Genomic DNA, 13,335 nt, shown 5'->3' on the forward strand with positions numbered 1-13,335 from the left:
GGGTGTTAACAACTTCATAAAAGTCTTAAAGAGAATAGCATTTGGTTACAGTAATTTTGCTAATTTTAGAACAAGAATATTCATTACCAGAAATTTATTAGCTAGTTAAAAAAATCAGGGATAGAAATTTCTACCCCTGATTAAGAATTTGGTTGATTTTTATTTACCAACACGATTTGACAAAGAGCCAAAAATTTTCTAATAATCTTTACTTCTCTTGAAATTGTTAGGGATTAAAAAATAGGCAAATGAAAAACTAAAAAAATTTTCATTTGTGACTTAGGTCACATACACAAGGGTGTTTTACTCTTATAATGAAGTCAAGATAGAAAATAAAAGGAGAATTTTATGACACATAGAGCTTTTAAAGGTAGTAAATGGAAAGAAGAAATCAATGTTCGTGATTTCATCCAAGCAAATTATAGTCCTTACGAGGGAGATGATTCTTTCTTAGAGGGAGTTTCTGAAAAAACTAAAAATCTATGGGGAGAAGTTGAGGGATTAATCAACAAGGAAATCATAGATAATTATAGAAATGCAGACACCTCAAGGTTTTCATCTATAGACGGCTATGATGCTGGCTACATTGATAAGGACAATGAAGTTATTTTTGGTCTACAAACTGATGAAGTTTTAAAAAGAATAGTTAATCCTTATGGTGGCTATAGGATGGTTGAGCAATCACTAGAAGCCTATGGTCAAAAGATGGATCCTACTTTGGAGAAGACTTTCAAAGAATTTAGGAAAACTCATAACGAGGGAGTTTTTGATGCCTATACAAAGGATATGAGAACAGCCAGAACTGTTGGTCTTCTTACAGGCTTACCTGATGCCTATGGACGTGGTAGGATAATCGGTGATTATAGGAGAATCCCTCTTTATGGTATTGATAGATTAGTTGAGGAAAAGAAAAAAGACCTTGATAAAATCGAAATTGATGAAGAGAATCTTGAAAAAACAATTAGACTTAGGGAAGAAGTTAGTGAGCAAATAAGAGCCCTAGGTAAAATTAAAAATATGGCGGCTAAGTACGGAATAGATATTTCAAAGCCAGCTACTAATGCGACAGAGGCAGTTCAATTCTTATACCTAGGTTACCTTGCCGCAGTTAAGGAAAACAATGGTGCAGCTATGAGCTTTGGTAGGAACACAAGCTTTTTGGATATTTATATTCAAAGGGATTTGGATGAAGGAATACTTGATGAGCTAGGTGCTCAAGAGCTAATTGACCAACTTGTTATAAAGCTAAGATTGGTTAGACACTTGCGTACCCCAGAATATGATGAAGTATTTGGTGGCGATCCTACTTGGGTAACAGAATCTATTGGTGGTATGGGACTAGATGGAAGGACCTTGGTTACAAAAACTGCCTTCAGATTCCTTCACACTTTAATAAATCTAGGTTCAGCTCCAGAACCAAATATGACAGTATTATGGGCTGACAAACTTCCAGAAGCTTGGAAGAAGTTCTGTTCTAAGGTATCAATCAAAACAGATTCTATCCAATATGAAAATGATGACTTGATGAGAAATATGTATGGAGATGATTACGCAATAGCTTGTTGTGTTTCTGCTATGGAAGTTGGAAAAGAAATGCAATTTTTCGGAGCTAGAACAAATCTTGCTAAATCACTTCTTTATGCAATAAACGGTGGAGTTGAAGAAAAGAAGAAGGCAAAGGATGGCTCATCTATCAAAGTCTTTGATGGAATAGAAAGAATTGAAGATGAAGTTTTAGATTATGATAAGGTAATGGCAAATTACAAAAAGGTCCTATCAAAAGTAGCTGACCTTTACATCAAAACCCTAAATGTTATCCACTTCATGCATGATAAGTATGCTTATGAAGCAGGTCAAATGGCCCTCCATGATACCTATGTAAAGAGAAATCTAGCAACAGGAGTTGCAGGACTTTCAATAGCAGCAGACTCCCTATCTGCAATCAAATATGCGAAAGTTAGACCAATTAGGAACGAAGAAGGAATTGCTGTTGATTTTGAAAGAGAAGGTGATTTCCCTAAATATGGAAATGATGATGATAGGGTTGATGAAATAGCAGTAGAAATTCTAAGCTACTTCTCAAATGAGCTTAAAAAACACAAGACTTACAAGAATGCAAAGATTACCCTATCAGCCCTAACTATTACATCCAATGTAATGTATGGTAAAAAGACAGGTACAACACCTGACGGAAGAATGGCAGGAGAACCATTTGCACCAGGAGCTAACCCAATGCATGGTAGAGATGAAAATGGAGCCCTAGCTTCTCTTAACTCAGTAGCCAAACTTCCTTACGAATGTGTATGTGAAGATGGTATATCAAATACCTTTACAATAGTCCCAGACGCCTTAGGAAAAGAAAATGAAGTTAGAATAGACAATTTAGTAAATATTATGGATGGATATTTCGGTCAAGATGCCTTCCACCTAAACGTAAATGTCCTCCAAAGGGAAAAACTATTAGATGCTTATCACAATCCTGACAAATATCCAAACCTAACAATAAGAGTTTCTGGATATGCAGTTCACTTCAATAGATTAAGTGATGAGCAAAAGAGAGAGGTACTTCAAAGAACCTTCCACAGCTTTGCTTAGATAGGAGAAATTATGGCGAAATTACACTCAATAGAAACTATGGGACTGGTAGATGGACCCGGCATTAGAACTGTGTTTTTTCTATCTGGTTGTCCTCTTAGATGTGTTTTTTGCCATAATCCTGATACTCAAAGCCCAAATTATGGAAGAGATATTACAATAGAAGAAATTGTAGATAGGGCAAAGAGAATGAAGCCCTATTACAAAAATACTGGTGGGGTTACCATCTCTGGTGGTGAACCGATGAATGATGGGAAGTTTTTAGTTGATCTAATAGATGCCCTTCATAAGGAAAACATTCATGTAACGGTTGACACATCTGGGATCGGTGATAGTAAATATTACGAGGAGATTGCCCAGAAGGCAGACCTTTTTCTCCTAGATATCAAACACTATGACCCCGAAAAATTTGAGCGGATAACAAAGGCTAAGCAAGACCTTCTAGTAAAATTCATGTATCAAATATCAAAAACCAATACTAGGGTTTGGATTAGACATGTTATGATGCCACAAGTTACAGATACAAGGGAAGATATGGAAAGGCTTGTCGAATTTATTAAGCCCCTAAAGAAAAATATAGACAAGATAGAGATACTTCCATATCACACCCTAGGGGTAGAAAAATACAAAAAACTAAATAGGGATTATCCCCTAAAAGATATGCCACAGATGAATAAACAAAAGGCCAAGGAGCTTGAAAACTATGCCAACTTTATGCTAAAATCTAGCTAAGGAGAGGCTATGAGAAAAGAATTTTACAATATAGATCTGTTAGAATATATCTCGGATGAGGACTTAGATAAGTTTACCCATAAGGTTGAAATAAAAGAAGTCAAGAAGGGAACTATAATATTCAGATACAACGATTTGGCTGAATATATGTATATAATTGTAGATGGTTTCATAAAGATATCCATGTTTCTGACAGATGGTAGAGAGCAAGTTCTCTATACCTACTCCAAGGGAGAATTTGTAGGTGCTCATAATCTCTTAACCAACGAAAACTACCAATATGAGGCCAAGGCTCTTACAAAAAGTAAACTTATTTACATTCATAGATTAGATTTCTTTAATGTCATGATAAAAAATAACAAGATTCTAATCAAGATTTTGGCTCAGTCTTTTAAAAGAATTAGAAGAAGTGAGGAGCTTATAGATAGGCTAGTTGGTCTAAATGCGGATATGAAGGTAGCAAAACTCCTCCTCGACCTTGCAGAAGATGATGGGAAAAGTTGTAAGGAAAAAATAATCACCTGCTATCTAAATAGGGAAGAGCTTGGATCATATTCAGGCGTTGTAAGAGAAACTCTTTCAAGAAAATTATCCTACTTCGAGGACTTGGGTCTTATCAAGTTACTAGCAAAGGGAGAAATTCTTATAAAAAATATTGAAGCTTTGAGAAAAATTGTCAACTAAGAGGCTATTGAACTTATGGATTAGCATTTCATTCTTAGAAAATTTTCTAGGGACGATGAAAAATCATCCATAGACAATAGCTTCTTTTTTTATATGTTATTAAAAATAAATAAATCTATAAGAATAGTTATGTTTGAAAATAAATTTGAAACAAGTATTATGGTAAAACGGAGGAATTATGAATAAAAAAATAATTACTATAATGCTTGCCTATGTGGGCGTACTTACGGGAGCCGGTCTTGCATCAGGTCAAGAACTTATGCAATATTTTGTCTGTCTTGGCATATCAGGAATAGTTGGCATAACAATTGTCGCTATCCTTCATATGTTGATAGGAGGTATACTTTTACAACTAGGTAGCCACTATCTAGCGGGCGACCACTCGGAAGTATTTGATGAAATAACTAATAAATTTATAAGTAAATTTATGGACATATCTTTGATATTAACTTGCTTTATCATAGGCTTTGTAATGATAGCAGGAGCAGGTTCTAATCTTAATCAAGCCTTTGGTGCTCCTAGGTGGTTGGGGGCTGTGATTTGTACAGGCCTAATCATCGGAGTCGGCATGCTTGATTTTAACAAGGTTAGTAAGGTGATAGGATCTTTTACACCCCTTATTGTTATTTTTACCTTGCTTGCAAGTATTTATACCTTTACCAATTACAAGGTCGATTGGCAGAGTCTAAATCAAATAGCTAAATCCTTGCCCAGCAATTTCGATAGCCTAAGTTTGACTGTAATCAACTATTTTGGTATGTGTATCATGACAGCTGTATCCATGGCCCTAGTTTTGGGTGGCGATGAACTTAACACTGCCATGGCAGGTATCGGAGGCCTCCTTGGTGGTCTTTTGGTAGGAATTTTGGGAATCCTAATAGTTCTTACACTTTTTATAAGGGTTGATGAAGTAAAATCTTTGGATATACCTATGCTTTATATAATAGAAGATCTTAGTCCAGTCCTTGGATTTCTTATGGCTCTTGTGATTTTCGGCATGATTTTTAAAACAGGAATTTCACTCTTCTATGCCTTGGCACGCAGATTTGCTGGAGGAGATGAGAAGAAGTTTAAGGTTTTACTTATAGGAATTAGCTTGTCTGGCTATATTTTAAGCTTTGGAGGCTTTAAAAAGCTTGTTTCTATATATTATCCTCTGATAGGCTATGCAGGAATGATTATGTTAATTGTACTTGTCTATGCCTATTATAGGGAGAGGACTTCTATTAAATATGAGAATGTAAGAAGATTTGCCATAAATCATTATATGAGAAAAAAACTAGATGATTCTATGGAATATAGTAGGGAAGATAAGGATAAATTAAAAAAATTAATTGAAAAATCGCACATAGATAACAAAGATTTGATAGAAAAATCCAAAGAAGCTGTTATGGAAAAAATAGAAGAAGAAAATTAGCTAGGTATTGTCTTATTCTATCTTATGGATTTTTACTATGATAAAGAAAATTCGGCTAAATTAAGACCTAGCCTATAGAAAGCCTAGCTTTTATAAGAATAAGTTAAAAATAATAGCCCCTCTTAGCATGGATTTTGCTAGAGGGGCTAAATTTATTATTTAAGGGGAGAGCCACAAAATTGACAGATGTATTTATCATCCTTAACTTCATTTACCCCACCACAAGATTTACATTCTATAATTTCTGAGCTTTGATTTAGGTCACAATTCTTATAGATTGATTTATCAATTAAAGGAGTGTGAATTATTTTTTTCTTTTTGTAGCAAGGAAGGCTAAAGAGCTTGCTAAGAAAGTGGAAACAAGTCCTAGTGAAGATTCGACACCTGTTTTAGAATTAGGAGCTGCTTTCTTATCTTCCTTCTTTTGTTCCTTCTTTTGTTCTTTCTTTTCTTCTTTTTTATCCTTAGCAGTTGACTTATCCTTATTTTCAGCCTTTTCATCTTGCTTTGGACTCTCATTTATAGCAAAAACTAGATCACCATTTTCAAAAAATGTTCCATCAGCAAGTTTTTTGAGGACTATAGGCTTAATAAACTTAGTATTTTCAGGCATATGTAGGATTTCTACTACATATCCACCATCAACTTCTGTAAGCTTATAATCAGCTTCAGGAAGTTCTTGTTTATTGTATTTTGGTGTAGAAGAGCTAACTCCATCTACCTTGACAGCCTTGTAATCTTCATCAGTAACATAATTTAGTTTGATAAATTGATTTTTATTTTCACTAGCTTTCTTTAGTCCCTTTAGGCTAGATTTAATAAATATTTTATTATCATTAAGTGATGAATAATTCTTATTGTTGTGTGGATTTGTCTTTGTTCTTTGACCGAGAACTTCAAAGTCAACCAAGGCCTTGTGGGCAAATTTTCTGAGAAGTCCTTGTTTCTTTCCATTTACTTTCTTGAAAGGAATTTTTTCCATTTCACTAAGCTTTGCTTGATCAATATTTTTATCTTCAAGCAAGTCCCTTGCTCTCTTAACAGCGTCTTTAAGCTCTTGTCTGCTATCTCCTTCAAACTTTATAGAAGGATTGTCAATAGCAGTCTCATCCAAACCATCAAGGTAGGCCTTGAGTTCTTCTTTGGCCTTTTTTACTTTTTCATCAGCCACAGGATCCTTTGCTGAAGAAGTCTTTTCGGTACTTTCGCTTGGGTCAGCTTGAGGAGCTTTATTCTCATCGACCTTGCTTTCTACCTTATCTTTATCAATTTCATCTAGGACTTTTTCTATTTCATCTATATTAATAGATTCATCTGCCTTACTTGTTGGAGCACTTAAACTCATGAAATTAACAGCCAACAATAAGGCTAGGGATAAGCTAACTTTTTTACTTATTTTCATATTTCCTCCTTTACTAAGTAGGCTTGGGACAAAAGTTTTTATATTTATTTTAAGAAAACTAAAAATAAAATGACACATATTGCCCACTAGCCCTACATAAGTTAAGTTTAGTATAATAAAAAATCAAGACTTTGTCAATAATGATAATCTTTTTCAGCCTACTTTTTTTAAGATAGTTTATATAGAAAAATATAAATCTATAATATTTAAAAATAAAAATTACTTCTATAAAGCTAAAAGCTTTAAGCCAGTCTTCTTAACTCCATTATATTGTAAAAATCCATTATAATTGTAGAATATTATTTGAAAGATTTATATTTTAAAATAGAAAGAAGGGAAAGATGAGCGAGAAGAAGGAAAAATATATACCTCAAGTCCATTCCAAACTTAGAAAATCATTTATAACAGTTCCCAAGGAAATATATAAGGCAAGTGGCATCATGATTTTTGAAAAAAGAATCAAGTCCTTACTATTTACGACAGATTTGGCTATAATTAGAAATTCTAATGCAGATTCTATTATGGCTGTCTACCCATACACACCTCAAAATTCAATTTCTCAAGCAATCCTTGACGTTTCTAACGTTCCATGTTTTATTGGTGTCGGTGGTGGAACAACCAAGGGCCTAAGATCAAAATACATAGCAATTGAAGCAGAGCTTGCAGGAGCCTACGGGGTTGTAGTTAATTCACCAATCCCTAATGAGGATATCAAATCTATTTCGGATTTTATAGACATTCCAGTTATCGCATCAGTAGTTAGCTTTGAGAATGACTATATGGGAAAAATTGAAGCTGGTGCAGAAATTTTAAATGTATCTGGTGGCAAATACACAGCTGACTTGGTTAGAGAAATCAGAAGAAATATAGGCGATGAATTTCCAATTATTGCAACAGGTGGAAAGAATGGCGAACAAATACTTAAAACAATCGAAGCCGGAGCCAATGCAATTTCCTATACACCACCATCAAGTGCAGAAGTATTTGCTTCTATGATGGATGCTTACAGAAATGAGGATATCCACTGATGTATGACGGATATTTGACAGATGTAGGAGGGCTTAGGCTAGGTCATGCCCAGGATATGGAAGGGGGATGTGGTCTATCCATAGTTCTTCCTGATAAGGGCAATACTTGTGGGGTCGATGTAAGGGGTGGAGCACCTGGAAGTCGTGAAATTGCCCTACTAAATCCCCTAAATCAAGTTTCAGAAGTAAATGGCCTTATCCTTTCTGGTGGGTCTGCTTATGGCCTTGAAGCAGGATCAGTTCTCATGAAACTCTTAGAAAAAGATGGTCTAGGCTTTGATGTCGGAGTTGGCATAGTTCCTATAGTTTGCCAGGCGGTCTTATTCGACCTTGCCTACAAGAACCCTCATGCTAGACCTAATGAAGCTATGACAGAAAAAGCCTACAAAAATGCAAGTTATGAAGATAAAAGCCAGGGCATTATAGGAGCAGGAACAGGAGCGACAGTTGCTAAGGGCCTAGGTGCAGATCATTTAGTAAAGTCAGGTCTAGGTCAAGCATCAATAAGAAGGGGAGACTTAGTAGTATCTGCCATGGTCGCAGTAAATGCCCTAGGAGATGTTTTCGACTACGGCAAACAAATTCAGCTGGCAGGTCCAATGGTAGATGGAAAAATGCTAAGGACTATGGATTTTATAGATAAAATTCTAGCTTCCTTTAAGGATGTCAAGCCAACCAATACTACAATAGGTATAGTTGCAACAAATGCAAGCTTTAATAAGACAGAGCTAACCAAAATAGCAGGCATGGCCCACGATGGTTATGCTAGAAGTATTAATCCTGTCCACACCCTAATGGATGGCGATACTATCTTTAGTCTAGCCACCAACAAAATCAAAGCAGATATAAATTTAGTAGGAGCTATGGCTGCGGAGGTCATGAGCATGGCTATAGCTAATGCAATTTATTTTTCTAAAAAATAATTTTTCATAAAATTGAGCAAAACTACCATAAAAGCCTTATCTTAATTAAATAAGATAGGCTTTTTTATTACAAAAATTGTCAAATACTTTATCAAAACTTATAATTTATGACAAAAACAAACTTAGATTTTCACAAAAAAACCTTTTCTTTTATTTTCAAACATGCTATAATAAACCCAATAAATCTCTTAGCTTAATGTAGGAAATAATTAGTGATAAAAGTAAATGATTAAAGTCGATACTTTGGCGTATTAGCAAGGATTATGAAGGAAGAATAGAAAGGTTATAGCTTGTATCAATTTCATCTTTTGTATTGTTTTCTTGTTAGGGCTTTGAGTTCTGACTTCAATTGATAAACGTTATCACTAGACTTGCGGCTGATTCTTTAGAGTAAACTTTAAAGAAATATCGAAAGGAGGTAAGAAGGAAATAATTTATGTCGGCTGTTTATCAATAATTGAGCAAATTTGTTACTAATTAAATATAAGAGGAGTTTATATGAAATATTTGAAAGAATTTTGTTACTTGTTGTTTTTCTTATTGCTAGGCTTTATAGCAAAAAAAGTTACTGGCCTTCCAATTCCTGAACCAGTTTTTGGTATGATTTTCTTATTCATAGCCCTAGTAAGTAAGCTTGTTAAATTGGATGATATTCAATCTACATCTAGCTTTTTGACATCAATCCTAGCCTTTACCTTCACCCCACTTGGAGTTGGTCTAATGGTTCAATTTGATGTTATAAAAGACAATGCTATAAAAATCTTGATAGTAATGACAATATCATGCCTAATAACAATGGCAGTAACAGCTAAGGTTGTTGAATTAGTACAAAAAGCGAGGAAATAAGATGAGTGAGATTTTAAATACATATTTAGCGGACAATGATTTCTTTGGGATAATCCTCAGTATAGTAATGTTTAGAATCGGCATGATAATTAACAAAAAAACAAAAATTGCCATTCTAAATCCCCTTCTACTAGCCATAGTTTTTTCTATAGCATTTTTGAAATTGACAGGCATAAGCTATGACAATTTCAACAAGGGTGGTAAATACATATCATTTTTAATAGCACCTACAACAGTTGCCTTGGTAGTAAGTTTATATAAAAATATAGACAGATTAAAGGCTAATCTTCTACCAATCCTGATAGGAGTTATTGTAGGATCAATAGTAGCTATAATTTCAGCTTATCTCTTATCAAAAGTATTTAGTTTTGATAAGGAGCTTACTCTTGCTATGATGCCACAATCAGTAACAACACCAATTGCCAAGTCTCTAACAGAAGAATATGTAGGTAAGTTTATAACAGATGATGTAACAATCAAGACCTATGCGGCAATAACAACAATAACAGTTATCCTAAGAGGTACTGTTGGAGCAATCTTTGCACCTACCGTTATGAAAATAATGAAAGTAAAAGATGCTGTTGCTATGGGTGTTGGAATTGGTACATCAAGCCACGCTATGGGAACATCAAAAGCCATAGAGATGGGTGAAGTTCAAGGAGCTATGAGTGGTTTATCTATCGCTATAGCTGGTATTTGTACAGTAATCTTGATGCCTATCTTTGTAATGCTATTTATTGGATAAAACTGTAAGTAAGTGAATTAAATGCCTAAAAAAATATTCATGTACACAGGAAAGGGGGGAGTTGGCAAGACTAGCATAGCTAGTGCCACTTCACTCATTTCCGCAGGAAGTAATATCAAAACTATTTTGATAAGTATAGATACAGCTCACAGTTTATCTGATGTATTCGATATCAAAATAGCTGGAGATTTTAGGGAGATTAAAGAAAATTTGACTGCCATAGAACTAGATAGTTCTAAAATTTTGAAGGAAAAGTTTCCTAAGATTAAGACTAACTTAGCAGATGGCTTTAATAGGGCTGATATAGCAGGCTTACAATATAGTTCGAGTTTCGATATGCCCTTTATTGTTAATATTTTAACCTTACTTGAGATTTTAGCCATCTATGAGAACTACGATTATGAAAATATTATAGTCGATTGTCCAGCTTCTGCTTCTACTTTTGCTTATTTGAAATTTCCTGAGATGCTTTCTTGGTATTTGGAGAAATTTTTTGGAGTTGGCAAGAAGGTCATAAGGGGCCTAAGGCCTATTTCAAAATATAAGTATAAGATTGATTTACCTAGTGAAGATTCTTTAGGCCAGTTAGAAGTTATTTATAAAAGATTGCTAAAGTTAGTTAATATCTTAAAGGATCCAAATATTTCGACCATTAGGCTAGTAGGTCTTGCCGAAAAAATGGTTATAGAAGAAAGCAAGAGAGATTTATCATATCTTAGGCTTTTTGATTACAATGTAGATGGATTTTTCGTAAATAGACTCTATGAGGATGATGGAAGTGAATTTATTAAAAAAAGATTAGAGATTCAAAATAAAAATCTTAATCTCATTGATAAAATTTTCTACGATGTTCCTATTTTCAAAATCAACTTGATGAAAGAGGATATGAGAAATCTTCATGATTTAGAAAAATTCGCTATGAAAATAGAAAATAATGATAAACTTATAGAAATTAAGTCTATGCCAGATACATATATTATTGAAAAGAAAAAAGGTACTTATCTAATCAACATATATGTCGGTGATGTGGATGATGTTGAAGTTTTAAAGAATGGTCTTGACTTAAATATTAGGATAAAGGATGTAAGAAGAATTATAAGTCTTCCTAATATCCTAAAAGATTCAACTCTATCTAATTATCATATAGAAGCTTCTAAGCTTATGATTTATTTGGATAAGGAGGATCCAGGGCAAAATGATGAGAATTATAATTAATACGGGCAAAGGCGGTGTTGGTAAAACTACCCTATCTGCTCTTACAGCCATAAATATCTCAAAGAGATTAAAAACTCTTGTTGTTAGTAGTGATACAGCTCATAGCCTTAGTGATTTATTTAGAAAACCTTTATCAAACGAAGCAAGACTAATAGATGAAAATTTGTATGCACTAGAAATAAATCCTTTAGTTGAGGGCAAGAAGGCTTGGGGTAAGTTAAATTCTTATTTAAGAGAAATTATTAAGAATAATGCAATGGATGATGTTCAGACTGATGAACTCTTACTTATGCCAGGTCTAGATGATATTTTTTGCCTGCTAAAGATTTTAGAAATTTATAAAGAAGGAAAATATGAAGCCCTAGTAGTTGATTGTGGACCCAGTGGAGAAACTATATCGTTTTTATCAACTGGTGAAAAGCTAAAGAACTTAGCTGATAATCTTCTACCGACCTTAAAGCGATTTAACAATATTTTTGGGGGCTTTATTGAGAAAAAAACAGAAGTTAAAAAACCCAAGGACATAGTCTTTGATGAGTTTATAAAATTGTCTAAGGATTTATACGAGCTTGAAGAGATTCTTAGAGATAAGAAGATTACAAGTATAAGGCTTGTAAGTAAGGCGAATAGGGTTATAGCCAATGAAGCCTTTAGAACTTATAGCCTAGCTAATCTTTATGGTTTTACTACGGATTTAGTATTTATTAATATGATTTTTCCTGACCAGCTCAAGAATACAAGCTATGCTAATTTGTTAGATGAAGAAAGAGAAAATATAAAGAGAATCGAAGATTATTTCTTTGATAAGGAAATAATCAAACTTTCTTTACAAGATGATGAAGTGATTGGCATAAAAGCCTTAAATATTCTACACGATAAGGTATTTGCTAACTATAAGCTAGAAGATGTTTTTGTGGATTACGAGGTTTTCGAGATTATACAAGATAAAGCTAGCAAAATAGTTTCTATAGATATTAAAGAGGCTAGTGAAAAGGAGGTGAGTGTAGAAAAGATAGGAAATGATTTGGAAATTTCATATCTAAATTTCAAAAGGAGATTTAAATTGCCAGATAGTGTGTCTTCCAGGAAAATAAGTTCATTTTCACTGAAAGATAATAAGTTGAGAATTGTAATGGATTATGACTGAAATTGTAGAAAAAATTCTAATATTGAGAGGTTTTAAATAATGGAGAGTAGATTGGAATTATTTGATACTTTTGCCAAAAACCTAGAGGCTGTCAATGGTACTTGCTATAAGACAGATAAAGCTAATTTGGCAGAAACCATTGTAAAGATTTATAAGGATAATGGCATTGATTCAACTTGTATGCTTGAAACAGACCTAGCTAAAACAGCAGGTTTAAGTAAGGTGCTTATGGATAATGGTATCCAAGTACATAGTGATCATATCAGATTAAATAGCGAAACCGATAAGGGTGGGATTACAGAAGTTGCCTATGGTATAGCTGAACTTGGTTCTTTAATTCAAGCCAGTGATGATATAGATAATAGATTAATGGCTATTATGCCAGAATATTATATAGGCATAGTTAATGGATCAACAATTGTGGAAACATACGATGATATGTTTGACAAACTTGCTGAGCTTAAACCATTTCCTAAATATGTCGGTTTTATAACAGGACCTTCTAGAACAGCAGATATTGAATGTGTTGGTACTGTTGGTGTTCATGGACCTTTACAAATGAGCGTAGTTATAGTTACAGACTTATAGTTTAAAGATCTAA

The 13,335-nt window shown here is 33.9% G+C and carries 12 protein-coding genes; 11 read left to right on the forward strand and 1 reads right to left on the reverse strand.

From position 1 onward, the window contains the following. Window positions 1-348: 348 nt before the first annotated feature. The 4 genes from pflB (at window position 349) to HMPREF0077_RS06400 (ending at window position 5,428) form a co-directional block, all read left to right on the forward strand. Window positions 349-2,595 (forward strand): formate C-acetyltransferase, encoded by a 2,247-nt coding sequence (gene pflB / locus HMPREF0077_RS06385; RefSeq protein WP_004837181.1) that lies wholly within the window; start codon window positions 349-351, stop codon window positions 2,593-2,595. A gap of 12 nt (window positions 2,596-2,607) precedes the next feature. Next, window positions 2,608-3,327 carry a pyruvate formate-lyase-activating protein gene (gene pflA / locus HMPREF0077_RS06390; protein WP_004837182.1) on the forward strand — a complete coding sequence of 240 codons (720 nt, stop codon included), beginning with the start codon at window positions 2,608-2,610 and terminating at the stop codon, window positions 3,325-3,327. Window positions 3,328-3,336: 9 nt separating this feature from the next. After that, complete coding sequence (locus HMPREF0077_RS06395) at window positions 3,337-4,011, forward strand: Crp/Fnr family transcriptional regulator (protein WP_004837183.1); 675 nt, start codon at window positions 3,337-3,339, stop codon at window positions 4,009-4,011. A 178-nt stretch (window positions 4,012-4,189) separates the two neighbouring features. Next, window positions 4,190-5,428: a YkvI family membrane protein gene (locus HMPREF0077_RS06400; RefSeq protein ID WP_004837184.1), complete on the forward strand. Its 1,239-nt coding sequence runs from the start codon at window positions 4,190-4,192 to the stop codon at window positions 5,426-5,428. A 304-nt stretch (window positions 5,429-5,732) separates the two neighbouring features. On the opposite strand, the gene HMPREF0077_RS06405 is transcribed toward HMPREF0077_RS06400, so the two are convergent. Continuing rightward, complete coding sequence (locus HMPREF0077_RS06405) at window positions 5,733-6,830, reverse strand: sortase (protein ID WP_040349527.1); 1,098 nt, start codon at window positions 6,828-6,830, stop codon at window positions 5,733-5,735. 341 nt (window positions 6,831-7,171) lie between these two features. Here HMPREF0077_RS06405 and HMPREF0077_RS06410 point away from each other — a divergent pair, with 341 nt between their 5' ends. The 7 genes from HMPREF0077_RS06410 (at window position 7,172) to HMPREF0077_RS06440 (ending at window position 13,322) form a co-directional block, all read left to right on the forward strand. Then, window positions 7,172-7,858, forward strand: a complete 687-nt coding sequence (locus HMPREF0077_RS06410) for a hypothetical protein (protein WP_004837186.1) — start codon at window positions 7,172-7,174, stop codon at window positions 7,856-7,858. Beyond that, window positions 7,858-8,781, forward strand: coding sequence for a P1 family peptidase (locus HMPREF0077_RS06415; protein WP_004837187.1), 924 nt, complete (start codon window positions 7,858-7,860; stop codon window positions 8,779-8,781). The genes HMPREF0077_RS06410 and HMPREF0077_RS06415 overlap by 1 nt, the downstream gene beginning before the upstream one ends. Window positions 8,782-9,279: 498 nt before the next feature. Continuing rightward, window positions 9,280-9,627, forward strand: coding sequence for a CidA/LrgA family protein (locus tag HMPREF0077_RS06420; protein WP_004837188.1), 348 nt, complete (start codon window positions 9,280-9,282; stop codon window positions 9,625-9,627). Between the two features lies 1 nt (window position 9,628). Continuing rightward, window positions 9,629-10,372, forward strand: coding sequence for an LrgB family protein (locus HMPREF0077_RS06425; RefSeq protein ID WP_004837189.1), 744 nt, complete (start codon window positions 9,629-9,631; stop codon window positions 10,370-10,372). 21 nt (window positions 10,373-10,393) lie between these two features. Next, the gene (locus HMPREF0077_RS06430) at window positions 10,394-11,587 is read left to right on the forward strand and encodes an ArsA family ATPase (RefSeq protein WP_004837190.1); all 1,194 of its coding nucleotides are present in this window, start codon (window positions 10,394-10,396) and stop codon (window positions 11,585-11,587) included. After that, window positions 11,568-12,734, forward strand: coding sequence for an ArsA family ATPase (locus HMPREF0077_RS06435; RefSeq protein ID WP_004837191.1), 1,167 nt, complete (start codon window positions 11,568-11,570; stop codon window positions 12,732-12,734). Before HMPREF0077_RS06430 ends, HMPREF0077_RS06435 begins: the two co-directional genes overlap by 20 nt. Window positions 12,735-12,773: 39 nt before the next feature. Beyond that, complete coding sequence (locus HMPREF0077_RS06440) at window positions 12,774-13,322, forward strand: LutC/YkgG family protein (protein ID WP_004837192.1); 549 nt, start codon at window positions 12,774-12,776, stop codon at window positions 13,320-13,322. The last annotated feature ends 13 nt before the right edge of the window (window positions 13,323-13,335 follow it).

It is taken from the genome of Anaerococcus tetradius ATCC 35098 (genome assembly GCF_000159095.1).
Lineage (GTDB): Bacteria > Bacillota > Clostridia > Tissierellales > Peptoniphilaceae > Anaerococcus > Anaerococcus tetradius.